Genomic DNA, 26,668 nt, shown 5'->3' on the forward strand with positions numbered 1-26,668 from the left:
GCGCGGATCAGGCCGCGACGCTTTGTGTGCCGGCGCGGGCGATCTGGGCGTCCTGTTCGGACTTTACGCCAGACACACCGATCGCGCCCGCAATGCGGCCGTCCACCGTGACCGGCACGCCGCCTTCGAGCAATCCCGTCAGCGGCACGCTCAGAAACGCGGTGCGGCCACCGTTGATCATATCCTCATACGCCTTCGTCTCACGACGGCCGAGCGCCGCCGCGCGCGCCTTGTCCTGCGCGATATGGCTGCTGGCCGGCGATGCGCCGTCGAGACGCGCGAACGCGAGCAGGTGGCCGCCGTCGTCGACGATGGCGATCGACACGGCCCAGCCGTGGTGCTCCGCTTCCGCGCGGGCGGCGGCGAGCATGCGCTCGACGTCGGCGAGTTCGAGTTCGGGTTTCGTTTGCATGGAAGTCCTCCGGAATCAGCGGTCAGTTGACCAATCGGTTGTCGACGAGCTCGATCCAGTGGCGCACGGACGTACGGCCCGCGCCGTTCAGGTGAGTCTGGCAGCCGATGTTGGCCGTGACAATCAGGTCCGGCCGTACGGCTTCGAGCGCGTCGAGCTTGTTGTCGCGCAGTCGGGTCGCGAGTTCGGGCTGCGTCAGCGAATAGGTGCCGGCCGACCCGCAGCACAGGTGGCCGTCGGCGACATTCGTCAGATCGAAGCCGAGCCGCCTGAGGATGTTTTCCACCGCGCCGCCGAGCCGCTGCGCGTGCTGCAGCGTGCACGGGCAGTGCACAGCGACGCGGCGCGGTGTCGCGTCGGCCAGCGCGTCGAGCGGCTCGGCCGCGATCACTTCGGCGAGGTCGCGCGCGAGTGCGCTCACGCGCCGCGCCTTGTCCGCATAGTCGGGGTCGGAGCGCAGCAGGTCGCCGTATTCCTTCACGAACGCGCCGCAGCCGCTCGCCGTCAGGACGATCGCTTCCGCGCCGGCTTCGATCGCGGGCCACCACGCATCGATGTTGCGGCGTGCGCGTGCGCGCCCGGCCTCCTGCGCGTTCAGGTGATATTCGGTCGCGCCGCAGCAGCCGGCTTCGCGGGCCGGCGTCACGCTGATGCCGAGCCGGTCGAGCACGCGCGCCGCGGCCGCGTTGGTGTTCGGCGACAGCGACGGCTGCACGCAGCCTTCGAGCATCAGCACGCGTCGTGCATGGCGTAGCGGCGGGCGCGGCGCGGCCGCCGGCACGCTGGCCGGGATCTTGTCCTGCAGCGTGCCGGGCAGCAGCGGGCGCAGCGCGCGGCCGGCCTTCAGCAGCGCGGCGAACGTCGCCGGCCGCGGCACGACGTGACGCAGGCCGGCGCGCAGCAGGCGCTCGCGCGCCGGACGCCGCGCGCGCTTCTCGGCTTCCGCGCGGCCGATGTCGAGCAGCGTGTGATAGCGCACGCCGGACGGGCAGGTCGTTTCGCAGTTGCGGCAGGTCAGGCAGCGGTCGAGATGCTGCTGCGTGCGCTCGCCGCACGGCTCGCCTTCGAGCATTTGCTTGATCAGGTAGATGCGTCCGCGCGGCCCGTCGAGCTCGTTGCCGAGCACCTGATAGGTCGGGCAGGTCGCGTTGCAGAAGCCGCAATGCACGCAGGCGCGCAGGATCGCTTCCGCTTCGTCGGCCCGGTCGAGGGCCTTGCTTGCTTCGCTGAGATTGGTTTGCATCGGCGGTTCGAAGTCGGGTGGGCGTCAGAGGTCCGCGTACAGGCGGCCGGGATTGAAGATCGCGTGCGGATCGAGTTGCGCCCTCAACTGCCGGTGCACGCGCAGCAGCGCGGGCGGCAGCGGCTGGAACGGCTCGTGCGTCGCGCCGGGGGTGAAGCAGGTCGCGTGGCCGCCCCACTGCGCGGCGAACCGCTGCACGTCGGACGGCGCGGCGTCGCTCTTCAGCCAGCGCTGCGCGCCGCCCCAGTCGACCAGCAGCGCGCCGGGCAGCGCATCGAGCGGCGCGGCGGCCGGCACCGACACGCGCCACAGCGGGCGCGGATCGTCGAAGAACGGCAGCGACAGGTCGCGCAGCCGGGCCCAGAAGCCGTCGGCGCGATCGTCCATGTTCTCGCCGCCGATCGTGTCGCGCGCCGCCTTCACCGAGCCCTCGCCGCCCTCGAGCCGCACGCGCAGCACGCCGTTCGTATGGCAGGCGCCCGCGAGCGGCAGCCCCGCGCGACGCCATCCGGCGACGCGACGCACGGCGTCGCCTGCAGTGAGCGGCAGCGCGAGATCGCGGCTCGCGCGCGGCTTCGGCAGCACCTTGAGCGAGACCTCGGTCACGACGCCGAGGCAGCCGAAGCTGCCCGCGAGCAGTCGCGATACGTCGTAGCCCGCGACGTTCTTCATCACCTCGCCGCCGAAGCGCAAGTGCTTCGCATGGCCGGTGATCACGCGGCAGCCGAGCACGAAATCGCGCACCGCGCCGGCCCACGGGCGGCGCGGCCCCGACAGCGCGGCCGAGAACATGCCGCCGACCGTGGCCGCGCCGCCGAACGTGGGCGGCTCGCACGGCAGCATCTGGCCGCCCGCGTCGAGCATCGCCTCGAGTTCGGCGAGCGGCGTGCCCGCGCGCGCGGTGATCACGAGTTCGGTCGGGTCGTACGCGACGATGCCGCGGTGCGTGCGCACGTCGAGCGTGCGGCCTTCGACGGCGCGGCCGAGAAAGGACTTCGTGCCCGCGCCGCGGATGAGCAGCGGCTGGCGATCGTGGATCGCGGCGTCGACCTGCGCGACGAGCGCCGCGCTGTCGTCGATCGATTCGGGTTCGCGTTCGCGTCGCATCAGAAGCGCTCCAGGTCGGGAAACGGCAGCTTGCCGTGATGGACGTGCATCGCGCCGAATTCGGCGCAACGGTGCAGCGTCGGGATGTTCTTGCCGGGATTGAGCAGGCGGCGCGGATCGAACGCGGCCTTCACCGCGTGGAAGAACGTGATTTCGTCGGCGTTGAACTGCACGCACATCTGGTTGATCTTCTCGCGGCCGACGCCGTGTTCGCCGGTGATGCTGCCGCCCACCGCGACGCACAGCTCGAGGATCTTGCCGCCGAGCGCTTCCGCGCGGTCGAGTTCGCCGGGACGGTTCGCGTCGAACAGGATCAGCGGATGCATGTTGCCGTCGCCCGCGTGGAACACGTTCGCGACCGGCAGCGCGTATTGCGCGGACAACGCGGCGATCCCTTCGAGCACGCGCGGCAGCTCGCGGCGCGGGATCGTGCCGTCCATGCAGTAATAGTCGGGCGACATGCGGCCGACCGCCGGAAACGCGTTCTTGCGGCCGGCCCAGAAGCGCTGCCGCTCGGCCTCGTCGCGTGCGACGCGGATCTCCGACGCGCCGGCGTCGCGTAGCAGCGCGGCGACCCGTTCGGCGTCCTCTTCGACATCGGTCGCCGCGCCGTCGAGTTCGCACAGCAGGATCGCCTGCGCATCGACCGGGTAGCCTGCGTGGATGAAGTCCTCGGCCGCGCGGATCGCGAGGTTGTCCATCATCTCGAGCCCGCCCGGGATCACGCCCGCGCCGATGATCCGCGCGACCGCCGCGCCGGCTTCGGCGACGTCGTCGAAGCTCGCCATCAGCACCTTCACGCTCGGCGGTTTCGGCAGCAGCTTCACCGTCACTTCGGTGACGATGCCGAGCATGCCTTCGGAGCCGGTGAACAGCGCCAGCAGATCGAAGCCGGGTGCGTCGAGCGCGTCGGCGCCGAGCGTCAGCAAGTCGCCGTCGATCGTCAGGATCTCGACCTTCAGGATGTTGTGCACCGTCAGCCCGTATTTCAGGCAGTGCACGCCGCCTGCGTTTTCGGCGACGTTGCCGCCGATCGAGCATGCGATCTGCGACGACGGGTCCGGCGCGTAGTAGAGGTCGTAGGGCGCGGCGGCCTGCGAGATCGCGAGGTTGCGCACGCCGGGCTGCACGCGCGCGATGCCGGCATCGGCGTCGATCTCGAGAATGCGGTTGAACTTCGCCATCACGAGCAGGATGCCTTTTTCGAGCGGCATCGCGCCGCCCGACAGACCGGTGCCCGCGCCGCGCGCGACGACCGGCACGCCGTGCGCGGCCGCGACGCGCAGCACCGTGCGCACCTGCTCGACCGTGTCGGGCAGCACGACAGCGAGCGGCACCGTGCGGTACGCGGCGAGGCCGTCGCATTCGAACGGCTTCAGCGCCTCGCGCTCGTGCAGCACGTCGAGGCCGGGCGCCGCCGCACCGAGCGCGGCGACGAGCGTGTCGCGGTCGACGGTCGCCAGCGGGCCGTCGATCCGTTCGTCGTAGATGAAACTCATCGTGTGTCTCCGTCTCCACCATGCAGGCGGCCGCGGGATGCGCGGCGCGCCGGATGAACGGCATTCTTGGCGGCAGGCCGGTGCGTGTCCAGACGTCGCGAACGTGGTCGTACCAGTTTTTGGAAGCAGGCCTGGCGGGTGGGGTGTGCGGTGACGGGAAACCTAATCAACACAAGGGTTTGTGAGAAAATCGGCGATATTCTCCCGAAGTGGTCATACCAGCATGGAAAGGCAAGTTCGACAAGCGCCGGCGCGCAGTGTCGCCGACGTCGTCGCCGAGCGGATCGAGCAGTTGATCGTCGACGGCGTGCTGAAGGCCGGGCAGGCGCTGCCGTCCGAGCGGCGGCTCACCGAGAAGCTCGGCGTGTCGCGCACGGCCGTGCGCGAAGGGATGAAGCTGCTGCGTGCGCGCGGGATCATCGACACGACGCACGGCAAGGGTTCGTTCGTCGCGAGCCTGACCCCGCAGCGCGAAGTGTCGCCGATGATGCATCTGCTCGGCTCACAGCCGCGCACGCTGTACGACCTGTTCGAGGTACGCGGGATGCTCGAGACCGAAGCCGCGCGGCTCGCGGCGCTGCGCGGTACGCCGGCCGACTTCATCCTGATCAAGCGCCGCTACGAGGAAATGACGGCGGCCGATGCACGGGATCTCGATCCGGCGGCGCGCGCGAAGCTCGATCATGCGTTTCATCTCGCTATCTGCGAGGCGTCGCACAATCCGGTGCTTGTGAATACGTTGCAGTCGCTGACCGACCTGCTGCTCAGTTCGGTGTTTGCATCGGTGAACAACCTCTATCACCGCGAGCCGCTGAAGAAGCAGATCGACCGCCAGCACGCGCGGCTTTATAACGCGGTGACCGGACGGCTGCCCGATCAGGCGCGCAAGGCCGCCAGTGAGCATATTCGGCAATGCGTCGACTATCTGCGCGAGATCGAGGAGGAGGAGCAGCGGCTCGTGCGGTCGACGTTGCGGCTCGAAGGGTGGACCTGAGCCGGATGAGCGGAGCGGGCGTTGCGGCCATGACGTGTATCAAGCAAATCGGGCTGGCGATGCGGTCCGGCGGTCGAATATGTCACAATGTGATCCATTCGATGCGTGGCCCGACACGATCCGTTTCGCCTTAGCGCGACACGCGCGCTGGCTGTTGACCGTGACGCGCCGCCGATCCTTGAAGGAGGACGCTGCATGTCGATTCCGATCCGTGGCGACGGCCCCGAGGCCCGCGCCGTCCAGATCCTGCATCGCCCCGTCTGCGACCTGCTCGGCTGTGCGTGGCCGATCGTGCTCGCGGGCAAGGGCGGCGTCGCGCGGGCCGAGCTCGCGAGCGCGGTGAGCGCGGCCGGCGGGTTCGGCTTTCTCGGGATGGTGCGCGAGCCGGTCGCGCTGATCCGGCGCGAGGTCGAACAGGTGCGCGCGGCCACCGAGCGGCCGTTCGGCGTCAATCTGATTCCCGCATCGACGCCGCCCGAGTTGCTCGATGCCCAGCTCGACGCGTGTATCGCGTTGCGTGTGCCTGTGGTCGCGCTGTTCTGGGACGTGATGCCGGGTGTCGTGCGGCGTCTGCGCGATGCGGGCGTGCGTGTGGTTCATCAGGTCGGATCGCTCGACGATGCGCGTGCGGCCGAGGCCGCGGGTGCGCAGGCGCTGATCGTTCAGGGGCTGGAGGCCGGCGGCCATGTGCGCGGCGATCGGCCGCTGGCAGAGTTGCTGCCCGACGTGGTGCGCGCGACGCGCTTGCCGGTGCTCGCGGCGGGCGGAATCGTCGACGGCGCGGACGTGGCCGCCGCGATGGCGCTCGGCGCGCAGGGCGCGGTGATGGGCACGGCATTCATCGCGACGCACGAGTCGTTCGCGCATGCGTATCACCAGCAGCGGATCGTCGATGCGCGCGACGGCGATACGCTGTTGACCGATATCTTTCACATCAACTGGCCGCGCGGTGCGCGGGTTCGGGTGCTGCCGTCGAGCGTGACGCGCGGCGAGCGTGGCGATCCGTTCGGTGGTGAGCGCGTGGTGATCGGTAACGAGGAAGGGCGGCCGATCCATCTGTTCAGCACCGACTCGCCGCTGCGCACGATGACCGGCGATTTCGAGGCGATGGCGTTGTATGCGGGCACGGGTGCCGGAAGGATCGGCGCGATCGAATCGGCCGGCGACGTGCTGCGCCGGATCGTGCTCGATGCGGCGGCGATCGTCGAGAAAAAGGCGGCTTCATCGGCAGGCGAAGCGGATGCGCATCGTACGGCATTGGTAGCGGCACTCGATGAATTGCTGGAAGCGGAGCGCGCGGGAGCCCGCGTCGCGTCGGAGACGGCGGCCGAGGTCCATGACGATCCCGAACTGCATCGGCTGATCGCGCATATTCGGCAGGACGAGGCGCACTGGTGCAGTGTGCTGGTCGACGTGATCCGCACGCTCGGCGCGACGCCGACGCGTGCGACCGGGTCGTTCCATGAAAAGGCGATGGCGATCGACGATCTGGCCGAGCGGATGGCGTTTCTGAACCGCGGCCAGAGGTGGGTCGTGCGCAAGCTGCAGACGCTGCTGCCGACGCTCGCGGATCCGGATATCCATCACGCGCTGTCGTTGATGCTGGTTGCGCATGAGAAGAACATCGGGGCGGTGGACGTGCGGCTGAGGGTGGGGCGCGCGGGCGACGCATAGTCGGGCCTGCGAGACATCCAGCGTCCGCCCGGGCGGGAGAACCGAAAGGCGGGAAACCACGACGGCAGTCCGGCTACGCTTGCCAGCGATGGCGTCAGCCGTCGAACGGCGCCAGCTCGTAACTCGTGCTCCGGCCGCCGGACAACGAACGACGCAGCACACCGCGCGAGACGAGTTCGCCGATATCGCGCAGCGCCGTATCTTGCGAGCACTTTGCGAGGGCTGCCCATTTGGTGGTCGTCAGCTTTCCTTCGAAGCCGTCGAGCAAGCGGTTCATGACCTTGGCCTGGCGTTCGTTCATCGCGGGGCCCGCATATTGTTGCCAGAAGCGCGCCTTGACCAGGACCGCATCGAGCGTCGTGTGCGCGTGATCGACGGCCCGCCCCAGGGTGTTCAGAAACCACGCGAGCCATTCGGTGACGTCGAGCGAACCGCGCTGCGTGCGCTCCAGCACGTCGTAGTACGCATTGCGTTCACGCTGGATTTGCGCCGACAGGCTATAGAAACGTTGTGGACTCCGATCGGCGCGCGCCAGCACCAGATCCCCGAGCGCGCGCGCGATACGGCCGTTGCCGTCGTCGAACGGGTGGAGCGTGACGAACCACAGGTGGGCCAGGCCGGCCCGGATCAGCAAAGGCTCGGCCGGCGACGCATTGAGCCATGCGAGAAAGCGGTGGACCTCGCTGGTCAGGCACGAGGCGGGCGGTGCTTCGAAATGCACGCGCTGCCGGCCGATGGGCCCGGACACCACCTGCATCGGCCCGCTCGCGTCCGTACGCCATGCGCCGACCGTGATCCGCGACATCCCCGAATAGCCGGTCGGGAAAAGAGCGGCATGCCACCCGCACAAGCGGCTTTCGGTGACCGGCGCCGCCGAATGGGTCGTCGCATCCAGCACCATGTCGACCACGCCCTCGACGTGGCGATCGACTGGCGCCAGCGCACCGATATCCACACCAAGGCGGCGCGCAATCGACGATCGAACCGATGCGACGTTCAGGCTTTCGCCCTCGATGGCACTGGTCTTGACGACGTCCTCCGTCAGCGTGGCCAGGCTCGCCTCGCCGCGCAGCGACAGGCCGATATCCGCCAATCGCCCGACCAGCATGCCTTGCGCACGGCTGACGTCGGCGAGTGGCGCGGCGAGTGTCGGGAGGTCGAAGCGCCATGCAGGCCAGTCGGCCGACTCCCGGATGAAGGGGTAATCTCCGCTCATGATGCGGAGATTACCTCACCGATTCGCCGTGCGATTCCACATTCACCGCAAATTCTGCGGAGAATAGCCGCTCTATTCGCCGCACCGTCAAACCCGGCCGAACCAAAAAAAGCCCGCCGAAGCGGGCAACCTCTCGATGAAGAGAAGGAGGAGATCAGAATTCGCGATCAGCGATCAGTGCCGGCTCAACCTTTCGTCGCCCCGAACGTCAGCCCTGCCACAAAATGCTTCTGCATCGCGAAGAACATCGCGACCGACGGCAATGCGGCGAGAATCGACCCGGCCGACACGAGGTTCCAAGATGTCGTCCATTGCCCCTTCAACGCCGCGACGCCCGCTGTAATCGGCGCAGCCTCATCGCCTTGCGTGAGGCACAGCGCCCAGAAGTAGTCGTTCCACACGAACGTGAACACGAGAATCGCGAGCGCGGCCAACGCGGGCCGGATCAGCGGCAACACGATCCGCCAGAACACCGTCCATTCGCCCGCCCCTTCAATCCGAGCCGCCTCGATCAATTCGAACGGCAACTGCTTGATGAAGTTGCGCAGAAACAGCGTGCAGAACCCCGTCTGAAACGCGACATGAAACAGGATCAGCGCCTCGACGGTGTTGAACACGCCGAGCCGCAGCGACAAGTCCCGCACCGGAATCATCAACACCTGCACCGGCACGAAGTTTCCCGCGACGAACGTCCCGAACAGCGCGGTACTCCCGCGAAACCGGTAGGTCGCGAGCGCAAAGCCCGCCATCGCCGCGAGCGCGATCGAACCGATCACCGACGGCACCGTGATCTGCACGCTGTTCCAGAAGTAATGCAGCATCGGCGACGTGGTCAGCGCGTCGCGATAGTTGCCGATCATCGAGAAGTGCCGCGGCCAGCCCCAGTAGTGACCTTCGACCAGCTCCTCGGTCGAGCGCACCGACGTGACGAACACCGCGATCATCGGCAGCAGCCAGATCACGAGCGCGACGGGCAGCGACAGCTTGTACAGCCTGCGCGAGACCGGCTTCCAGTGGGCAACGGGTGTCGGAAACATGATGAATGCACTCCCGGTAGGTCACTGCTCGTTGCGCAGCATGCGGCGCAACTGGAACACGATGTAGACGAGCATGATCGCGAACAGCACGACCGCGATCGACGCGGAATAGCCGAGCCGGTAGTACTTGATCGCCTGGTCGTACATGTAATACGCGAGCACGGTGGAGCTCTCGAACGGGCCGCCGCCCGTCATCACCGAAATCAGGTCGAAGCTGCGCAGCGCGCCGATCACCGTGACGACGATCGCCATGAACGTGGTCGGGCGCAATTGCGGCAGCACGACGTGCCACAGCAGCGCGAAGCCGCGCGCGCCTTCCATCCGCGCCGCTTCGATCTGCTCCGGGTTGACCGACGTGAGGCCGGTCAGGTACAGGATCATGCAGTACGCGGTCTGCGGCCACAGCGCGGCGAACACGATGCCGAAGGTCGCATAGTGCGCGTCGCCGAGCACCGGGATTCCGTGTCCGGCGATCAGCGCGAGCAGCCCGAAGGTCGGATCGTAGAACCACGAGAAGATCAGGCCGACCACCACGCCGGACAGCACGAACGGCGCGAAGAACAGCGACTTCACGAGCCGGATGCCGGCCACCGCCTGGTTCAGGTACAGCGCGAGCGCGAGGCCGAGCGGCGGCGCGAGCATGAACAGCGCAAGCCAGAGCACGTTGTTGCGCAGCGCGGTGTAGAAGGTCGGCGCGTGCAGCAGCTCGACGTAGTTCGCGAGACCGACGAACGTGCGCTCGGTCATCCCGTCCCAGTTGCAGAGGCTCAGCCACAGCGTCGACAGGATCGGCCAGATCACATAGACGGCCACCATCGCGCAGGCCGGCGCGAGAAAGAGCCACGCGGCGCGCCGTTGCCGCCGCACGGCGGGTGACGGGCGGCGCGCGGGCAATGCGCCGGCGGATGAGCCGCGCGACGGCGACGCGGTGCCGGCGGGCGGGGGGGACGTGATCGGACTGGACACGGCGAGCCTCCTGAACGGACACGGCGGCGCGCGGCCGCCGCATGGGTCGCGCGGTTACTTCTTGTAGATCCGCTTGCGGGTCTGTTCGAGCTGCGCGAGCACGGTATCGAGCTGCGCGGGATTCGCGAGGAACTGCTGCATCCCCTTCATCCCTTCGTCGGCCATCTCCTTGGTCATGTCGCGGTCGTAGAACTGCGCGACGCCGCCCTTGGTGTCGGCGAGGATCCGGAAGCCGATCCGCGAAATCGGATCGGCCGGCTCCGGCGACTTGCTGTTGGCCGACAGCGAGCCGAGCCCTTCCGCGAGCTTCGCCCCCATCTCGGGCGTCTCGACGAACGCGAGGAACGTATGCGCGTCGGCCTTGTTCTTCGCCTTGGTCGGGATGTGCAGCGATTCGACCGGGCCGTCCTCGGCGGTCGGCACCTTCGGGTCGATGATCGGGAAGCGGTAATAGCCCATTTCCTGCTTCACGTTCGGCGGAAAGCCCGCCGCGATGAAGGTGCCCATCAGCATCATCGCGGCCTTGCCCTGGAACAGGAACGGCTGCGCGCCGTCGAGATCGTAGGACAGCGCGTTGTCGATGAAGTAGCCCGAGTCGATCAGCGATTTCCACGTCGTGTAGACCTTCTTCACGCGCGGGTCGGTGTACGGCACTTCGCCGGCCATCAGCTGCTGGTGGAACGCGTTGCCGTTCACGCGCAGGTCGAGATAGTCGAACCAGCCGGCGAGCGTCCACGCGTCGCGGCCGCCGATCGCGATCGGCGTGATGCCGGCCGCCTTCAGCTTCTTGCACGCATCGAGAAACTGATCCCAGGTCTTCGGCTCGTCGGCGATGCCGACCTTGCGGAACAGGTCCTTGCGGTAGAACAGCCCCCACGAGTAATAGACGGTCGGCGCCGCGTATTGCTTGCCGTTGTACGACGATGCGCTGCGCGTCGACGCGTACATCGCGTCCCAGCCGTTCTTCGCCCAGTCGCCGCTCAGGTCCTCGAACAGCCCGCGCTTCGCGTAGTACGCCATCCGCTCGCCCGCGTGCCAGTTGACGACGTCGGGCGCGACGGTCGTGAGCCACGCGGGGAGCTGCACCTTGTACGCTTCCTCGTCGACGAAGGTGGGCTTCACGTCGATGTCGGGGTGGGCCTTGTGGAACGCCTCGATCGTCGACTGCCACACCGAGCGCTGGCTGGCGCCCTTGAACGCGATGTTGATCGTCAGCGTGCCCGCGTCGGCCGGCGCCGCCGCGCCGAACGAAGCAAACGCGACGGCGGCGGCGGTCGCAAGCCGGGCGGCGACGCGAAGGGGGCGATGTGTCATGTGTGTCTCCAGTCCTGTGTGTCGTCGTGCGTGACCGGCGCGTCGCGGCGCCGGGGGCGGTTGCTACGAACGGCTTCGATACACGGCGACGCCTTGCGGCTCGACCTGCGCGGCGCCGACCACGAACGCGGACGGCAGCACCCCATCGAGCGTGTGCGGCGTGCCGCCGTAGTTGAATACGTAGGTCAGGCCGCCGCGTCGGCTCACGCGCACGCCGTCGCCGAGCGGCGATGGTGTCAGGCCGGCTTCGGCCGCGACGTCCGCGAACAGGCGCGCGGTGGTCGCGTCGTCGAACAGCGCGGCCCAGTAATGCAGCGCGCCGTGCGACACGCAGGCCGGATGACCATCGGCGAAGCGCGCACGCACGACGCTGGGTGCGTCGTCGTGCAGCTCGACGAGGTCGCGCCAGCGGCGTGCGGCGCCGGTGAACGCCGAGCCGTCGCGCAACGTGCCGTCGACCGGCTCGGTCACGTTCGGCCGCAGCGACTCGACGCGCCACACGCGCAGCGGCAGGATCGACGCGAGCGGGCCGGGCGGCAGCGTCGGCGGAATCTGCAGGTCGGCCGTCTTCGAACCGGTGCGCGGGCCGAATACCGCATGCGCGCCCGATGCGGCGAGCCGTGCCGCGAAGTCGTCCGGCACGATCGGCAGCGGCGGCACGACGACGAGCCGGTAGCCGTCGAGCGGCGCATGCGCGGAGATCACGTCGACATCGAGGCCGAGCGAACGCAGCGCCGAGTAGTACTCGAACGCGCAGCGCGGGTAGTGGAAATCGGCGCCTTGCGGCTGCACTTCGAACAGCCACTTCGCTTCATAGTCGAACACCAGCGCGACGGGGGCGCGCACCGCGCCGTTCGCGTCGGCATCCGCGCCGGCATCGAGCACGGCCGCGATTTCGCGCGCGACGCGCTGCGCTTCGCGGCCGCCTTCGTCGAGCTGATCGTCCGGCGTGTGCAGGCCCGCATGCATCTGCTCCTGCGCGAACGGCGCCTGCCGCCAGCGGAAGTACGACACGCAGCCGGCGCCGTGCGCGAACGCTTCCCAGCTCCACAGGCGCACCATGCCCGGCAGCGGCGCGGGGTTCCACTGCGCCCAGTTCACGGGCCCCGGCTGCTGCTCCATCACCCAGAACGGCAGCTTCGACATCCCGCGATAGAGATCGTGATTGAACGACGCGAAATCCGGATGGCCGGTGCGCAGCCAGCGCGCCTTCAGGTCGGGCGCGAACCATTGCTCCTCGAGCGCGCCGAGCGGATAGCTGTCCCACGTCGCGATGTCGAGGTCGCGCGCCACTTCGTAATGATCGAACTCGGTGAACAGCTGCATGAAGTTGTGCGCGACGGGGCGGCCCGGCGAATGCGCGCGGATCACGTCGACCTGCATCCGGTGATAGCGTGCGACCTCGTCGGACGCGAAGCGCCGGTAGTCGAGCCGATGCGACGGATGCGCTTCGGTCACGGTGCCCACAGGCGCGTCGACTTCGTCGAAATGCCGGTACTCCATGCTCCAGAACACCGTGCCCCACGCGCGGTTCAGCGCGTCGATCGTGCCGTAGCGCGCCTTCAGCCATTCGCGAAAGCGCACGAGCGCGGCGGGCGAATAGCTGACCACCGTCTGGTGGCAACCGAGCTCGTTGTCGGTCTGCCAGTAGCGTACGGCCGGGTGGCGGCCGTAGCGTTCGGCGACCGCCGTACAGATGCGGCGCGACGCTTCCAGATAGGTCGGTGACGAGAAGTCGTAGTGGCGGCGCGAACCGAACCCGCGCGGCCGGCCATCGGCGCCGATCGCGAGGATGTCGGGGTGACGGTCGACGAGCCATTTCGGCGGCGTCGCGGTCGGCGTGCACATCACGATCTCGAGGCTGGCCGCGCCGAGCACGTCGACCGCGCGGTCGAGCCAGCCCCAGTCGTATTCGCCCGGCGACGGCTCGATGCGGCTCCACGCGAATTCGGCGATCCGTACCTGCGCGATGCCGAGCGCCGTCATCCGGCGGGCGTCGTCGGCCCACATCGATTCCGGCCAATGTTCCGGGTAGTAACAGACTCCGAGGCGCATGCCGATCCTTATGCGTAGTGGTGGACGGGAAGCTCGGCGCGCGCGGGCACCGCGCGGCCGTCTTCCGTGAAGAGGTGACAGGCCGCGGCCGGCGCCTGTGCGTGCACGCGCTCGCCGATGCGCAGCGGCGCGTCGCCGGGCACTTTCGCGATCAGCGGCGTGCCGCCGGGCTGGTCGAGGTGCACGTAGGTCTGCTCGCCGAGGCGTTCGACGAGCACGACGTCGCGCGCGAGCGTCGTCGCGTCGTGCGCGGCGCCGAGCGTCAGATGTTCGGGGCGGATGCCGAGCGTGACGGTCGCCCCCGGCGCGAGCGCGGCGCCGTCGCGCGGCAGCGTGAAGGTTTCGCCGGACGGCACGACGGTGACGGTCGTATGCCGCGCGTCGCAGGCGGCGACGACGGCCGGCAGGAAGTTCATCCGCGGCGAGCCGATGAAGCCGGCGACGAAGCGGCTGGCGGGATGGTGATAGAGGTCGAGCGGCGCGCCGATCTGCGCGATGCTGCCGTGCTGCGCGGTGTCGGCGCCGGCGTGCAGCAGCACGATCTTGTCGGCGAGCGTCATCGCTTCGGTCTGGTCGTGCGTCACGTAGACGACGCTCGCGCGTTCGAACTGCCTATGCAGCTTCGCGATTTCGATACGCGTCTGGCCGCGCAGCGCCGCGTCGAGGTTCGACAGCGGTTCGTCGAACAAGAACACCCCGGGCTCGCGCACGATCGCGCGGCCGATCGCGACGCGCTGCCGCTGGCCGCCGGACAGCGCCTTCGGCTTGCGATCGAGCAGCGCATCGAGTTGAAGAATCCGCGCGGCGTCGCGCACCTTCCGGTCGATCTCGGCCTTCGGCACGCGCGCGAGCTTCAGCCCGAACGCCATGTTCTCGTAGACCGTCATGTGCGGAAACAGCGCGTAGCTCTGGAACACCATCGCGACGCCGCGCTCGGCGGCCGGCACGTCGTCGACGCGGCGGCCGTCGATCGACAGTTCGCCGTCGCTCAGGTCCTCGAGGCCTGCGATCATCCGCAGCAGGGTCGACTTGCCGCAACCGGAGGGCCCCAGGAACACGCAGAACTCGTGCGCGTCGATCTCCAGATCGACGTCGCGAATGACCGGCGCGTGCTCGCCATAGGCTTTCTGCACGCGTCGCATCGAGATGCTCGCCATTGTCTCCGCTCCATGTTCTAATGCGCTTTCATCCGTGCTTAAGCGCTTAATCATCGCGATCAAAAAAAGAGCCGATAGCGATCGCGGCCGAGTCGCGCCCGTCGGTCGGGCGGCAGGGTGTGCGGCGATAGTGCGCCGCTTCGGTGAGCGAAGCAAATACTGGATCAACGTCTCATATAGTGAGCAAGGGATGGCGACACTCGATGAAGTGGCCCGCCGCGCCGGCGTGACGGCCGCGACGGTCTCGAACGTGCTGCGCAACCGGGGCCGGGTTGGGGAAGCCACCCGCGCGCGCGTGCTCGAAGCCGTGCAGGCGCTCGGGTACCGGCCGCATCTCGCGGCGCGGGCGCTCGCGGAAGGGCGCGCGCCGACGGTCGCGCTGATGGTGTCGAGCATCGCGAACCCGTTCTATCCGGAGTTCGCGCTCGCGGTCGAGCGCGCGGTGCGCCGCAACGGGCAGTTCCTGATCGTCTGCAATACCAACGAAGATCCGTTGCAGGGCAGAGCGTATCTCGACCAGATCGCCGGCACGATCTCCGAAGGCATTCTCGTGACCAACGCGAACCTGCACCTGCCGGATCTGGCGGACGTCGCGCGGCGCGGCGTGCCGGTCGTGCTGTGTCTGTGGGAGCGGCCCGATGCGCCGCCCGAAGGGTTGCCGTGCGTGGCGGTGGATTTCCGCGAAGCCGGACGGATCGCGACGCGGCATCTGCTCGAACTCGGACACCGGACGATCGGCGTGATCGTCGGCGGGTCGGCGAGCGGCGTGCAGGCGGCGCGCTATGACGGCTTCGTCGACGTGATGCGCGAAGCGGGGCTCGACGCGTCGATCGTCGCGGCCGAGCCCGATTCCGATTCGATCGAAGGCGGCGTGCGCGCGGCGGGCCGGCTGCTCGACGCGCATGCCGGGTTGACCGCGCTGGTCGCGACCAACGACCTGCCCGCGATCGGGGCGCTGCACGCGGCGGCCGATCGCGGCCGGCGCGTGCCCGACGATCTGTCGATCGTCGGCATTACTGATATTCATCTGGCGAGCGACACGCGTCCCACGTTGACGACGGTTGCGATCCCGACCGCCGAGGCCGCCGGGCTCGCTGTCGAACTGCTCAACGCGCTGCGCGAGGCGGGCGGGCGGATCGACGATGCGTCGCGCGTGCTGACCACGTCGTTGCCGCGGTTGGTGGTGCGTGGCACGACGGGGGCGGTGTCGAGGCGACGCTTGATGTAGCGAGGGTCGACGCGCGCGGCGTTTTCAGTTGTCGGGCCAACGGGGAGATGCCCGTGATGTCCGCGTCGTCGTGGCTTTCCGCGCACCGCACGCGCGGTCCGCGTCCGCCGCGCGATGCACATCGACCAGCGCTTCTAGAACGAGTACGCGAGCGATGCGAACAGGCTGCGCGGCGCGCCCGGCGTGACCCACAGGTTGTTGTATGAGCTGACGTAGTACGTGCGATTGAACAGGTTGTTCAACACGACCGACGCGCGCAGATGCTTGTTGACCTGCACGTAGCCGTTGAGCTGCACGGTCGCGTAGGCGGGCAGGTCGAAGCCGTCCTGCGTGTTCGCGGTGTTGCCCGCGCGGCGCCCGACGTAGATCACGCCCGCGCCCGCGCCGGCCTTGTCGACGAGCGGCAGCGCGGTTTCGTACATCAGCAGCGCGCTCCCGCTCAGCCGCGGAATGTCGACGAGGCGTGCGCCCGGCGTCAGCACGCTGTCGTGCGTGACCTGCGCATCGACGTACGCGAAGTTGACGATGCCGCGCAAGCCGTGGCCGAGTTCGCCGTTCCATTCGAATTCGACGCCGCGGCTGCGTACTTCGCCGGCCGCACGCGAGAACCCGGCATTCGCCGGATCGGCGCTCAGCACGTTGCGCTTGTTCACGTAGAACGCGGCGACGGTCGCGAGCCAGCGCGTGCCGGCCCATTTCACGCCGGCCTCATAGCCGTGCCCCTTCTCCGGATCGAACGCGCGGCCGTTCACGTCGGCGCCGTTGTTCGGCCGGAACGAATACGCGGTGTTCGCGTAGAGCGACAGCGCGGGGCTGGCCTCATACACGATGCCGAGCCGCGGGCTCAGCGCCGTTTGCAGCTGGGTCGTCGTCACGCCCTTCAGGCGGTTCTCGACCGACTGGTGAAAGCGGTCCCAGCGTAGCCCGGCGAGCACTTTCCAGTGCGGCCCGAACGCGAGCGTGTCCTGGGCATACAGGCCCTGGCCATTGTCGCGCTCGAGCAGGTTCGTCGCGGTGCGCGGCACGGGCGCCGGCTGACCGTAGACCGGATCGAAGATGTCGATCGCATACGGCGCCGCGGCCGTCGGCGTCGAACGCGACACGAACTGGTCGTAGTTGAAGCGGTACGCGTCGACGCCCATCACGAACGTATGGCCGATGCCGGCCGCGCGGGCCTTGCCGGCCACCTCGACGCGGCCTTGCACGTCGTTCGAGTGAAACGCGACCTGCCGGTAGCGGCGCCACAGCGTACGCCCGTCCGGCTGCAGCGCGAACGCTTCGGACGAGCGGCCGGACAGGTCGGTGTCGCGCTGCGCGAAGCCGGCGTTGACCGACCAGTCGGCATTGAAGCGATGTTCGAGCGTGAATTGGTGGCCCGCGTTGCGCACGTCGTAGTCGCCGTCGCGCGGCTCGCCCATGAACCTCGACGCCGGCACCGCACCGAGTTGACCGTTAACCGCGACCACGCCGCGATCGAGCGGCGCGCGCTGGCGGGCGGTCTCGAATTCGTAGTGGAGCGTCGTGTCCGCGCCGATGTCCCACGTGAACGACGGCGCGAACAGGTAGCGCTTGCTCGACACGGTATCGCGGAAGCTGCCGTTGTCCTCGTTCATCGCGATGAAGCGGTACGCGAGCGACTTCGTCACGGGGCCGGTCGAATCGAGCGTCTCGCGCAGCGCGCCGTAGCTGCCGGCCGACACGCCGATCGTGCTCGCGCGCGCGAACTGCGGCTGCTTCGTCGTGTAGCTGATGAGCCCGCCGGGGTCGCCGCGGCCGTACAGCGCGGACGCGGGCCCCTTGAGGACTTCCATGCGCTCGAGCGTGGCGGTGTCGCGCGGCACGCTGATGCCGCGATTCCACGAGAAGCCGTTGACGAGGTAGTCGGTGCCGGACGTGTTGCCGTCGCCGGCGAAGCCGCGCACCGCGTAGTTGTCCCACAGCCCGCCGAAGTTGTTTTGCCGCGCGACGCCGGCGACCCAGTCGTACAGGTCTTCACCGCGTGTGGCGGCCACCGTCTGAATCAGTTTCTTGTCGACGCTGCTGACCGCGAACGGAATCTCCATCACGTCCGTCTCGGTGCGCGTCGCGCTCGTCGATTCCGGCGCGCGAAACGGCGCCGTCGTGCGCTGCCCGGAGACTTCGATCGCCGGCAGCGACAGTTCCTGCGCATCGGCGGCGCTCAGCCCGGCCGTGCCGACGACGATGGCCATCGGTGCGGCCGCCCAGTTCTTCCTGCTCATGCCTCGTCCTTCAGAGATGGGTCCGCGTTCGGGCACCGCGGGCCGTCTCGCGCCGGCAACCGTGTTCCAAACAGTCCATTTGCGCGCCGAAATCTAATGCAAATGAGATGTATTTGCAATCGTAAGTTGACCTTGTTGCATTGGGAGCAGGGGAGTGACAGTGTCCGGCCGACGAGGCCGATCCGGTGGCTTGCCGCGTGGTGTGGCGGCGGCCGAGAATGGGTGAGCGCGCGCTCTGCCGCCGGCCGGCCTCAGTTGCGTTCGACGAGCCGCATCCCGATGCGTCGCGCCGAATCGGGATGCGCGACCGTCATCGCGCGGGCGTCGCGGGCATTGCGTTCGCGGCAGGTATTCCGGTGACACAATGGCGGCCTCACATCCGATTGCAGAGGAGAGCGACATGGCGCATGGCGAACACAAGTATCGCGTGGCAGTGGAGTGGACCGGCAACCGCGGAACCGGCACGTCCGGGTATCGCGAATATGGCCGCGATCATGTGATCCGCACGGGTTCGAAGCCGGACATTCCGGGCTCGTCGGACCCGGCGTTTCGCGGCGATGCGGCGCGCTGGAATCCGGAGGACCTGCTGCTCGCGTCGGCCTCGGCGTGCCACAAGCTCTGGTATCTGCATCTGTGTTCCGATGCGGGCATCCGCGTGCTCGCGTATGTCGACGACGCCGAAGGGACGATGCTCGACATGCCCGAGCCGGGGCGTTTCACCGAAATCGTGCTGCACCCGCGCGTGACGATCCGCGCGGGCGACGATCGCGCGCTGGCCGAGCGGCTGCATCACGATGCGCATGCGAAGTGCTATATCGCGAACTCCGTGAACTTCCCGATCCGGTGCGAACCGGTGATCGAGTTCGCCACCGCGTGACGCGCCCCGTGGAGAAGGCGTCGAGGCTTCTCCACTCTCCGGGCAATGCGCACATGGCGCCCCGTTTCGTGCGCTTTACCGGGCGGGCGCGCCGCACGGCCCCCGATCTGCGCGTTACAACGCGATCCCGTAAACCTCCCGCGCCGCCGCCCGAATCGCCTCCGCCATCACCGCGACGGCCGGCGAATGGAGCCGGTCGGTGCGCGTGATGATCCCGAAATCGTCCATCCGGCAATCCATTTCCAGCGGCAGCACCGACACGATGCCATGTCGCGCGTAGTACAGCGCGACGTCCTCCGCGAGCACCGCGATCATGTCGCTCTGCTCGATCAACTGCGTGATGAACAGCAGCGCGGCCGTCTCGACGACGTTCGCGGGCGGCGCGAGGCTCGCGCGCTGGAACACGAGCTCGAAGCGGTGGCGCAGCACGCTGCCGGCCGGCGGCATGACCCACGCGGCACGCTGCACGTCGGCAAGCGACAACGGCGCCTGCGCGAGCAGCGGATGGCCGGGCCGCACGACCGCCGCGACCGGCTCGCCGGTCAGCGGCTCGTAGCGCAGATGCAGCTTGTCGTGTTCGGCGGACAGCCGGCCGAGCACGATGTCGAGCTTGTCCTGCGCGAGGTGTTCGAGCAGCGCATTGCTCGTGTCGATCGCGACGGACACGCGCACGTTCGCATGCGTGCCCTTCACCGCGGCGACGGCCGGTGGCACGATCCGCAACCCCGGCGACGTAATCGCGCCCACCGCCACATGCCCGAGATGGCCGGCCTTCAGCGCGGCCAGCTCCTCGCGTGCCTGGTCGAGGCTGCCGAGCGCGGCGCGCGCGTGGCGGATCAGCGCGTCGCCGTACAGCGTCGGCCGCATCCCGCGCGGCAGGCGCTCGAACAGCACCGCGCCGATCGATTCCTCGAGCTCGCGCAGCAGCTTCGACGCGGCCGGCTGCGTCATGTTCAGCGCGGCCGCGGCGCGGTGAATGCTGCCTTCGTCGGCGAGCGCGACGACCAGCAGAAGCTGGCGCGTCTTCAGGCGGCTGCGGTTTCCCCACGGGCTGGCTTCGAGCATGGTACGGGTTTATATCGATATCGGAATCGATATCGTAATCGCCAAAAACGTCATTAGCGAGTTATCAAAATTCTGCCTAGACTGCGCCGGTATCCCGTCACCACAGGACTGACGATGTCGGCAACAAAACCCAGGCTGCGCTCCACCCAATGGTTCGGCACGAACGACAAGAACGGCTTCATGTACCGAAGCTGGATGAAGAACCAGGGCATTCCCGATCACGAGTTCGACGGTCGGCCGATCATCGGCATCTGCAACACGTGGTCCGAACTGACGCCGTGCAATGCGCACTTTCGCAAGCTCGCCGAACACGTGAAGCGCGGGATCTTCGAGGCGGGCGGGTTCCCGGTCGAATTCCCGGTGTTCTCGAACGGTGAATCGAACCTGCGGCCGTCGGCGATGCTCACGCGCAACCTGGCGTCGATGGACGTCGAGGAAGCGATCCGCGGCAATCCGATCGACGCGGTCGTGCTGCTCGCCGGCTGCGACAAGACGACCCCCGCGCTGCTGATGGGCGCGGCGAGCTGCGACGTGCCGGCGATCGTCGTGTCGGGCGGCCCGATGCTGAACGGCAAGCTCGAGGGCAAGAACATCGGTTCGGGTACCGCCGTCTGGCAACTGCACGAATCGCTGAAGGCCGGCGAGATCGACCTGCATCACTTCCTGTCGGCCGAAGCCGGCATGTCGCGCTCGGCCGGCACCTGCAACACGATGGGCACCGCGTCGACGATGGCGTGCATGGCCGAGGCGCTCGGCGTGGCGCTGCCGCACAACGCGGCGATTCCGGCCGTCGATTCGCGCCGCTACGTGCTCGCGCACATGTCCGGCATCCGGATCGTCGAGATGGCGCTCGAAGGGCTCGTGCTGTCGAAGGTGCTGACGCGCGCGGCGTTCGAGAACGCGATCCGCGCGAACGCGGCGATCGGCGGCTCGACCAACGCGGTGATCCACCTGAAGGCGATCGCGGGCCGCATCGGCGTGCCGCTCGAACTCGAGGACTGGATGCGCATCGGCCGCGACACGCCGACGATCGTCGACCTGATGCCGTCCGGGCGCTTCCTGATGGAGGAGTTCTATTACGCGGGCGGCCTGCCGGCCGTGCTGCGCCGGCTCGGCGAAGGCGGGCTGCTGCCGCACCCCGACGCGCTGACGGTCAACGGCAAGTCGCTGTGGGACAACGTGCGCGAAGCGCCGAACTACGACGACGAGGTGATCCGCCCGCTCGACCGGCCGCTGATCGCCGACGGCGGGATCTGCATCCTGCGCGGCAATCTCGCGCCGCGCGGCGCGGTGCTGAAGCCGTCGGCGGCGAGCCCCGAGCTGCTGAAGCATCGCGGCCGCGCGGTGGTGTTCGAGAACCTCGAGCACTACAAGGCGACGATCAACGACGAAGCGCTCGACGTCGATGCGAGTTCGGTGATGGTGCTGAAGAACTGCGGGCCGCGCGGTTATCCGGGGATGGCCGAGGTCGGCAACATGGGGCTGCCGCCGAAGCTGCTGCGCCAGGGCGTGAAGGACATGGTGCGGATCTCCGATGCACGGATGAGCGGCACCGCGTACGGCACGGTCGTGCTGCACGTCGCGCCGGAAGCGGCCGCGGGCGGCCCGCTGGCTGCCGTGCGCAACGGCGACTGGATCGAGCTCGACTGCGAGGCCGGGACGCTGCACCTGGACATTCCGGACGACGAACTGCAGCGCCGCCTGTCGGACGTCGATCCGACCGCGGCGCCGGGCGTGGCCGCTCAGCTCGGCAAGGGCGGCTACGCGCGGCTGTATATCGATCACGTGCTGCAGGCCGACGAGGGGTGCGACCTGGACTTCCTGGTCGGCATGCGCGGCGCCGACGTGCCGAGCCATTCGCATTGAGACAAACGGATCGCGGCGGGGCCTGAGGGAAGCAGGGCGAAGCGCCGGCTGAGGCAGGGCGATCAACCGGCCGGCCGCGAAGCATGGGGCCTCCGTCAAGCGCCAAGACGCCAACGGAGGCCGACCGCGAAGCTTGGGGGCCCCGTAAGCGCTAAAGCGCGAACAGGGGCCGACCGCGAAGCATGGGGCCCTCGTAAGCGCTAAAGCGCGAACACGGGCCGACCGCGAAGCATGGGGCCCCCGTAAGCGCTAAAGCGCCGACGTGGGCTACCGCGAAGCATGGGACCCCCGTAAGCGCTGAAGCGCCAACGTGGGCTATAGGAGACAAGATGACGACGCAGTACACGCCCGCACTCACCGCGGCGGAACAGTCCGATTCGCCGGCAGCCGTCGACGAACGGCAACTGACCCGCATGCTCACGCGCAAGCTGGTGCCGTTCCTCGCGCTGATCTACGTGGTCGCCTACGTCGACCGTACCGTGGTCGGCTTCGCGAAGCTGCACATGAACGCGGCGATCGGCCTCGGCGACGCCGCGTACGGCCTCGGCGCCGGACTGTTCTTCATCGGCTACTTTCTGTGCGAAGTGCCGAGCAACCTCGCACTCGGACGCTTCGGCGCACGCGTCTGGTTCGCGCGCATCCTCGCGACGTGGGGCGTGATCACGATCGCGATGGCGCTCGTGCAAGGCCCGGCCAGTTTCTACGTGCTGCGCTTCCTGCTCGGCGCGGCCGAAGCCGGCCTCTATCCCGGCATCCTGTACTTCCTCACGCAATGGTTCCCGATGCGCGACCGTGCCCGCGTGATCGGCCTGCTCGTGCTCGCGCAGCCGCTCGCCGGCATCGTGACGGGCCCGCTCGCCGGGTGGCTGCTGTCGACGCACGGGTGGTTCGGCCTGTCGGACTGGCAGACGTTGTTCGTCGTCAGCGGCTTGCCGGCCGTGCTGCTCGCATGGCCCACGCTGCGGTTGCTGCCCGAATCGCCCGCGCATGCGCGCTGGCTGAACGACGACCAGCGCCGCTGGATCGCGCGGCAGCTCGCCGCCGACCGCGACACGTATCGACCGGCTTCGCACGGCAATCCGCTCGCCACCCTGCGCGATCGCCGCGTGCTGCTGCTCGCCGCGCTGTTCCTGCCGTTTCCGCTGTGCATCTACGGGCTGTCGCTGTGGCTGCCGACGATCATCCACGCATTCGGCGCCGGCGATGCGGCGACCGGGCTGCTGTCCGCGGTGCCGTATCTGTTCGCGGTGGTCGGCCTGCTCGTCGTGCCGCGCCATTCGGACCGCAAGCGCGAGCGCTACTGGCACATCGTCGTCGTGTCGGCGGCCGCCGCCGTGACGATGGCCGCGAGCGCATGGGTGCGGCAGCCCGCGCTGCAGTTCGCATTCATCTGCCTCACCGCGTTCTCGCTCTATTCGATCCAGGCCGTCGTGTGGGCGCTGCCCGGCGAATTCCTGACCGGCACGAGCGCGGCGGTCGGCATCGCCGCGATCAATTCGCTCGCGAATCTCGGCGGCTACTTCGGGCCGTACGGCATCGGCCTGATCAAGGCATCGACCGGCAGTCTCGCGGCCGGCCTGTACTTTCTTGCGGCGACGCTGTTGTTCGCGGTGCTGATGACGTTCGTGGTCCGGGCCGCGCTGCGCGCGCCCGAGCCGGCCGCGGGCGCATTCGCCCGCGAATCCTGAACGCCTTGTTTTTCCGGCTGAACGCCGATTCGACCGACGCAGGACCCGAACCATGACATCGAGCAGCACACCGCGCTACCGCGGCATCTTCCCCGTCGTCCCGACGACGTTTTCCGATACCGGCGAGCTCGACCTCGCGAGCCAGAAGCGCGCGGTCGATTTCATGATCGATGCGGGCTCGGACGGGCTGTGCATCCTCGCGAATTTCTCCGAGCAATTCGCGATCACCGACGACGAACGCGACGTGCTCACGCGCACGATCCTCGAACACGTCGCCGGCCGCGTGCCGGTGATCGTCACGACGTCGCACTACAGCACGCAGGTGTGCGCGGCGCGCAGCCTGCGCGCGCAGCAGCTCGGCGCGGCGATGGTGATGACGATGCCGCCGTATCACGGCGCGACGTTCCGCGTGCCCGAAGCGCAGATCGTCGATTTCTATGCGCGCGTGTCGGATGCGATCGACATCCCGATCATGATTCAGGATGCGCCCGCGAGCGGCACCGCGCTGTCCGCGCCGTTGCTTGCGCGGATGGCGCGCGAGATCGAGCAGGTCGCGTACTTCAAGATCGAGACGCCCGGCGCCGCGAACAAGCTGCGCGAGCTGATCCGGCTCGGCGGCGACGCGATCGAAGGGCCGTGGGACGGCGAGGAGGCGATCACGCTGCTCGCCGACCTGCACGCCGGCGCGACCGGCGCGATGACGGGCGGCGCGTATCCGGACGGCATCCGGCCGATCCTCGAAGCGTGGCGCGAAGGGCGGCAGGACGACGCGTACGCGCGCTACCAGGCGTGGCTGCCGCTGATCAATCACGAGAACCGCCAGTCCGGCATTCTCACCGCGAAGGCGCTGATGCGCGAAGGCGGTGTGATCGCGTGCGAGCGGCCGCGGCATCCGATGCCGGAACTGCATCCGGACACGCGCGCGGAGCTGCTCGCGATCGCGCGCCGGCTCGATCCGCTCGTGCTGCGCTGGGCGCACTGACCGACTAGCGAAGGAGGAACGCAGATGAGCAAGGTGATTTCGCTGGGCGTGATCGGGATCGGCAAGATCGCGCGTGACCAGCATTTGCCCGCGATCGCCGCCGAACCGGGCTTCGCGCTGACCGCCTGCGCGAGCCGTCACGCGGAAGTCAGCGGCGTGCGCAATTATCCGGAGCTGGGTGCGCTGCTGGCCGCCGAGCCCGAACTCGAGGCGGTGTCGCTGTGCGCGCCGCCGCAGGTGCGCTACGCGCAGGCACGCGCGGCGCTCGAAGCCGGCAAGCACGTGATGCTCGAGAAGCCGCCGGGCGCGACGCTGGGCGAAGTGGCCGCGCTGGACGCGCTCGCGCGCGAACGCGGCCTCACGCTGTTCGCGACCTGGCATTCGCGCTGCGCGAGCGCGGTGGAACCGGCGCGCGCGTGGCTCGCGACGCGCACGATCCGCGCGGTGCAGGTGCGCTGGAAGGAAGACGTGCGGCGCTGGCATCCGGGGCAGCAATGGATCTGGGAGCCGGGCGGTCTCGGCGTGTTCGATCCCGGCATCAACGCGCTGTCGATCGTCACGCGGATCCTGCCGCGCGAGCTCGTGCTGCGCGAAGCGACGCTCTACGTGCCGAGCGACGTGCAGACGCCGATCGCGGCCGAACTCGATTGCGCCGATACGGACGGCGTGCCCGTGCACGCGGAATTCGACTGGCGGCACGGCCCCGTCGAGCAATGGGAGATCGCGGTCGACACGTCGGACGGCGTGCTCGCGATCAGCCGCGGCGGCGCGCAACTGTCGATCGGCGGCGAGCCGGTCGAGATCGGGCCGCAGCGCGAGTATCCGGCGCTGTATGCTCACTTCCGCGCGCTGATCGCGCGCGGCGAAAGCGACGTCGACGTACGGCCGTTGCGGCTCGTCGCCGACGCATTCCTGTTCGGGCGGCGCGTCGGGACCGACGCGTTCGGCCGCTGAAAACGTGCCGGCGCGCACCATCGCGAGCGCGACCGTGTACGACGAATGTTGAAGACCCAAGCCAATACAAGGAGACACCGCATGAACCGCACGACTCGCCGACACACCCTGCGCGCACTGCTGGCCGCGCTTTGCCTCGCGCCGCTCGGGATGCAGGGCGCCGCGCACGCCGACGCGCCGCTGAAGATCGGCTTCCTGGTGAAGATGCCCGAGCAGGCATGGTTCATCAACGAGCAGAACGCGGCCGCCTCGCTCGGCCAGAAGGAGAACTTCTCGGTCGTGAAGATCGGCACGCCGGACGGCGAGAAGGTGCTCGCCGCGATCGACAACCTCGGCTCGCAAGGTGCGCAGGGCTTCGTGATCTGCGCGCCCGACGTGCGCCTCGGGCCGGCGATCGCCGCGCGCGCGAAGCGCTACAACATGAAGTTCGTGACCGTCGACGACCAGCTCGTCGACTCGACCGGCAAGCCGCTGTCGAACGTGCCGCATCTCGGCATGTCGGCGATCAAGATCGGCAACCAGGTCGGCCAGGCGATCGCCGACGAGATGAAACGGCGCGGCTGGAAGCCGGAGGAAGTCGGCGCGCTGCGCATCACCAACTACGAGCTGCCGACCGCGAAGCTGCGCACCGACGGCGCGACGCAGGCGCTGCTCGCGAACGGCTTCCGCAAGGAGAACATCTTCGACGCGCCACAGAAGACGACCGACGACGAAGGCGGGTTCAGCGCCGCCGCGCCCGTGCTCGCGCGCCATCCGAACGTGAAGAAGTGGGTGGTCTACGCGCTGAACGAGGAAACGGTGCTCGGCGCGGTGCGCGCGACCGAACAGCTGCACATCCCGGCGGCTGACGTGATCGGCGTCGGCATCAACGGCGCGGGCGAGGCGTTCGCCGAATTCCAGAAGAAGGAGCCGACCGGCTTCTACGGGACGATCGCGGTCAGCTCGACGAACCACGGCAAGGACAGCACGCAGAACCTCGTCGAGTGGATCCGCAACGGCAAGACGCCGCCGGCCGACACGCAGACGAGCGGCAAGCTGATGACGCGCGCGAACTGGCAGGCCGTGCGCGCCGAGCTCGGCATCTGAGCGTGCGA

Annotated in this window: 21 protein-coding genes; 9 read left to right on the top strand and 12 right to left on the bottom strand. The window is 68.6% G+C overall.

Going from position 1 to position 26,668, the window contains the following annotated elements:
• Positions 1 to 7: 7 nt before the first annotated feature.
• Genes SB786_RS16195 through glcD form a run of 4 tightly spaced genes read right to left on the bottom strand, consistent with a single transcriptional unit; the run spans position 8 to position 4,261 of the window.
• A complete protein-coding gene (locus SB786_RS16195) occupies positions 8 to 412 on the bottom strand; it encodes a GlcG/HbpS family heme-binding protein (protein ID WP_410728322.1) in 405 nt (134 codons plus the stop codon).
• A gap of 22 nt (positions 413 to 434) precedes the next feature.
• Positions 435 to 1,655 carry a glycolate oxidase subunit GlcF gene (gene glcF, locus SB786_RS16200; RefSeq protein WP_410728323.1) on the bottom strand — a complete coding sequence of 407 codons (1,221 nt, stop codon included), beginning with the start codon at positions 1,653 to 1,655 and terminating at the stop codon, positions 435 to 437.
• A gap of 24 nt (positions 1,656 to 1,679) precedes the next feature.
• Complete coding sequence (gene glcE, locus SB786_RS16205; RefSeq protein WP_410728324.1) at positions 1,680 to 2,762, bottom strand: glycolate oxidase subunit GlcE; 1,083 nt, start codon at positions 2,760 to 2,762, stop codon at positions 1,680 to 1,682.
• The gene (gene glcD / locus SB786_RS16210; RefSeq protein WP_410728325.1) at positions 2,762 to 4,261 is read right to left on the bottom strand and encodes a glycolate oxidase subunit GlcD; all 1,500 of its coding nucleotides are present in this window, start codon (positions 4,259 to 4,261) and stop codon (positions 2,762 to 2,764) included. The genes glcE and glcD overlap by 1 nt, the downstream gene beginning before the upstream one ends.
• A gap of 223 nt (positions 4,262 to 4,484) precedes the next feature.
• Here glcD and glcC point away from each other — a divergent pair, with 223 nt between their 5' ends.
• Positions 4,485 to 5,255 carry a transcriptional regulator GlcC gene (glcC, locus tag SB786_RS16215; protein WP_410728326.1) on the top strand — a complete coding sequence of 257 codons (771 nt, stop codon included), beginning with the start codon at positions 4,485 to 4,487 and terminating at the stop codon, positions 5,253 to 5,255.
• Positions 5,256 to 5,450: 195 nt separating this feature from the next.
• The gene (locus tag SB786_RS16220; protein ID WP_410728327.1) at positions 5,451 to 6,929 is read left to right on the top strand and encodes a nitronate monooxygenase; all 1,479 of its coding nucleotides are present in this window, start codon (positions 5,451 to 5,453) and stop codon (positions 6,927 to 6,929) included.
• 94 nt (positions 6,930 to 7,023) lie between these two features.
• Here SB786_RS16220 and SB786_RS16225 read toward each other — a convergent pair whose 3' ends face one another.
• From SB786_RS16225 to SB786_RS16250, 6 genes are all read right to left on the bottom strand, one after another.
• Positions 7,024 to 8,145, bottom strand: a complete 1,122-nt coding sequence (locus tag SB786_RS16225; RefSeq protein WP_410728328.1) for a Fic family protein — start codon at positions 8,143 to 8,145, stop codon at positions 7,024 to 7,026.
• Positions 8,146 to 8,330: 185 nt separating this feature from the next.
• Positions 8,331 to 9,182, bottom strand: coding sequence for a carbohydrate ABC transporter permease (locus SB786_RS16230; protein ID WP_410728329.1), 852 nt, complete (start codon positions 9,180 to 9,182; stop codon positions 8,331 to 8,333).
• A gap of 21 nt (positions 9,183 to 9,203) precedes the next feature.
• Positions 9,204 to 10,148: a carbohydrate ABC transporter permease gene (locus SB786_RS16235; protein ID WP_410728330.1), complete on the bottom strand. Its 945-nt coding sequence runs from the start codon at positions 10,146 to 10,148 to the stop codon at positions 9,204 to 9,206.
• 54 nt (positions 10,149 to 10,202) lie between these two features.
• Positions 10,203 to 11,462 (bottom strand): ABC transporter substrate-binding protein, encoded by a 1,260-nt coding sequence (locus SB786_RS16240; protein ID WP_410728331.1) that lies wholly within the window; start codon positions 11,460 to 11,462, stop codon positions 10,203 to 10,205.
• A gap of 63 nt (positions 11,463 to 11,525) precedes the next feature.
• Positions 11,526 to 13,517, bottom strand: coding sequence for a beta-galactosidase (locus SB786_RS16245; protein ID WP_410728332.1), 1,992 nt, complete (start codon positions 13,515 to 13,517; stop codon positions 11,526 to 11,528).
• Positions 13,518 to 13,525: 8 nt separating this feature from the next.
• Entirely contained in the window at positions 13,526 to 14,674 is a 1,149-nt protein-coding gene (locus tag SB786_RS16250) for an ABC transporter ATP-binding protein (RefSeq protein ID WP_410728333.1), read from the bottom strand.
• A gap of 190 nt (positions 14,675 to 14,864) precedes the next feature.
• Between SB786_RS16250 and SB786_RS16255 the strand changes: the two genes are divergently transcribed.
• On the top strand, positions 14,865 to 15,902 hold the full coding sequence (locus SB786_RS16255) for a LacI family DNA-binding transcriptional regulator (RefSeq protein WP_410728334.1): 1,038 nt from the start codon (positions 14,865 to 14,867) through the stop codon (positions 15,900 to 15,902).
• 134 nt (positions 15,903 to 16,036) lie between these two features.
• Here the strand turns inward: SB786_RS16255 and SB786_RS16260 are convergent, their stop codons facing one another.
• A complete protein-coding gene (locus SB786_RS16260) occupies positions 16,037 to 18,142 on the bottom strand; it encodes a TonB-dependent siderophore receptor (RefSeq protein ID WP_410728335.1) in 2,106 nt (701 codons plus the stop codon).
• Positions 18,143 to 18,542: 400 nt separating this feature from the next.
• Between SB786_RS16260 and SB786_RS16265 the strand changes: the two genes are divergently transcribed.
• Entirely contained in the window at positions 18,543 to 19,019 is a 477-nt protein-coding gene (locus tag SB786_RS16265) for an OsmC family protein (protein WP_410728336.1), read from the top strand.
• 114 nt (positions 19,020 to 19,133) lie between these two features.
• Here the strand turns inward: SB786_RS16265 and SB786_RS16270 are convergent, their stop codons facing one another.
• Positions 19,134 to 20,084: a LysR family transcriptional regulator gene (locus SB786_RS16270; RefSeq protein WP_410728337.1), complete on the bottom strand. Its 951-nt coding sequence runs from the start codon at positions 20,082 to 20,084 to the stop codon at positions 19,134 to 19,136.
• A 114-nt stretch (positions 20,085 to 20,198) separates the two neighbouring features.
• Here SB786_RS16270 and SB786_RS16275 point away from each other — a divergent pair, with 114 nt between their 5' ends.
• The 5 genes from SB786_RS16275 (at position 20,199) to SB786_RS16295 (ending at position 26,660) form a co-directional block, all read left to right on the top strand.
• Positions 20,199 to 21,950: an IlvD/Edd family dehydratase gene (locus tag SB786_RS16275; protein WP_011659865.1), complete on the top strand. Its 1,752-nt coding sequence runs from the start codon at positions 20,199 to 20,201 to the stop codon at positions 21,948 to 21,950.
• Positions 21,951 to 22,279: 329 nt separating this feature from the next.
• Positions 22,280 to 23,638 carry an MFS transporter gene (locus SB786_RS16280; protein WP_410728338.1) on the top strand — a complete coding sequence of 453 codons (1,359 nt, stop codon included), beginning with the start codon at positions 22,280 to 22,282 and terminating at the stop codon, positions 23,636 to 23,638.
• A gap of 52 nt (positions 23,639 to 23,690) precedes the next feature.
• Positions 23,691 to 24,620, top strand: a complete 930-nt coding sequence (locus tag SB786_RS16285) for a dihydrodipicolinate synthase family protein (RefSeq protein ID WP_006758834.1) — start codon at positions 23,691 to 23,693, stop codon at positions 24,618 to 24,620.
• 24 nt (positions 24,621 to 24,644) lie between these two features.
• The gene (locus tag SB786_RS16290; protein WP_410728339.1) at positions 24,645 to 25,574 is read left to right on the top strand and encodes a Gfo/Idh/MocA family protein; all 930 of its coding nucleotides are present in this window, start codon (positions 24,645 to 24,647) and stop codon (positions 25,572 to 25,574) included.
• A gap of 81 nt (positions 25,575 to 25,655) precedes the next feature.
• Positions 25,656 to 26,660 (top strand): arabinose ABC transporter substrate-binding protein, encoded by a 1,005-nt coding sequence (locus tag SB786_RS16295; protein ID WP_006758832.1) that lies wholly within the window; start codon positions 25,656 to 25,658, stop codon positions 26,658 to 26,660.
• Positions 26,661 to 26,668 lie beyond the last annotated feature (8 nt).

Source organism: Burkholderia sp. SIMBA_062 (assembly GCF_046534765.1).
Lineage (GTDB): Bacteria > Pseudomonadota > Gammaproteobacteria > Burkholderiales > Burkholderiaceae > Burkholderia > Burkholderia ambifaria.

Excerpts from the sequence above, each read along its gene's own strand:
- SB786_RS16220 (WP_410728327.1), top strand. The coding sequence starts at position 5,451 with ATGTCGATTCCGATCCGTGGCGACGGCCCCGAGGCCCGCGCCGTCCAG.
- SB786_RS16250 (WP_410728333.1), bottom strand. The coding sequence starts at position 14,674 with ATGGCGAGCATCTCGATGCGACGCGTGCAGAAAGCCTATGGCGAGCAC.
- SB786_RS16295 (WP_006758832.1), top strand. The coding sequence starts at position 25,656 with ATGAACCGCACGACTCGCCGACACACCCTGCGCGCACTGCTGGCCGCG.
- SB786_RS16260 (WP_410728335.1), bottom strand. The coding sequence starts at position 18,142 with ATGAGCAGGAAGAACTGGGCGGCCGCACCGATGGCCATCGTCGTCGGC.
- SB786_RS16225 (WP_410728328.1), bottom strand. The coding sequence starts at position 8,145 with ATGAGCGGAGATTACCCCTTCATCCGGGAGTCGGCCGACTGGCCTGCA.
- glcF (WP_410728323.1), bottom strand. The coding sequence starts at position 1,655 with ATGCAAACCAATCTCAGCGAAGCAAGCAAGGCCCTCGACCGGGCCGAC.
- SB786_RS16240 (WP_410728331.1), bottom strand. The coding sequence starts at position 11,462 with ATGACACATCGCCCCCTTCGCGTCGCCGCCCGGCTTGCGACCGCCGCC.
- SB786_RS16245 (WP_410728332.1), bottom strand. The coding sequence starts at position 13,517 with ATGCGCCTCGGAGTCTGTTACTACCCGGAACATTGGCCGGAATCGATG.
- glcD (WP_410728325.1), bottom strand. The coding sequence starts at position 4,261 with ATGAGTTTCATCTACGACGAACGGATCGACGGCCCGCTGGCGACCGTC.
- SB786_RS16195 (WP_410728322.1), bottom strand. The coding sequence starts at position 412 with ATGCAAACGAAACCCGAACTCGAACTCGCCGACGTCGAGCGCATGCTC.
- SB786_RS16230 (WP_410728329.1), bottom strand. The coding sequence starts at position 9,182 with ATGTTTCCGACACCCGTTGCCCACTGGAAGCCGGTCTCGCGCAGGCTG.
- SB786_RS16285 (WP_006758834.1), top strand. The coding sequence starts at position 23,691 with ATGACATCGAGCAGCACACCGCGCTACCGCGGCATCTTCCCCGTCGTC.
- SB786_RS16255 (WP_410728334.1), top strand. The coding sequence starts at position 14,865 with ATGGCGACACTCGATGAAGTGGCCCGCCGCGCCGGCGTGACGGCCGCG.
- SB786_RS16290 (WP_410728339.1), top strand. The coding sequence starts at position 24,645 with ATGAGCAAGGTGATTTCGCTGGGCGTGATCGGGATCGGCAAGATCGCG.
- SB786_RS16265 (WP_410728336.1), top strand. The coding sequence starts at position 18,543 with ATGGCGCATGGCGAACACAAGTATCGCGTGGCAGTGGAGTGGACCGGC.
- glcE (WP_410728324.1), bottom strand. The coding sequence starts at position 2,762 with ATGCGACGCGAACGCGAACCCGAATCGATCGACGACAGCGCGGCGCTC.
- glcC (WP_410728326.1), top strand. The coding sequence starts at position 4,485 with ATGGAAAGGCAAGTTCGACAAGCGCCGGCGCGCAGTGTCGCCGACGTC.
- SB786_RS16270 (WP_410728337.1), bottom strand. The coding sequence starts at position 20,084 with ATGCTCGAAGCCAGCCCGTGGGGAAACCGCAGCCGCCTGAAGACGCGC.
- SB786_RS16280 (WP_410728338.1), top strand. The coding sequence starts at position 22,280 with ATGACGACGCAGTACACGCCCGCACTCACCGCGGCGGAACAGTCCGAT.
- SB786_RS16275 (WP_011659865.1), top strand. The coding sequence starts at position 20,199 with ATGTCGGCAACAAAACCCAGGCTGCGCTCCACCCAATGGTTCGGCACG.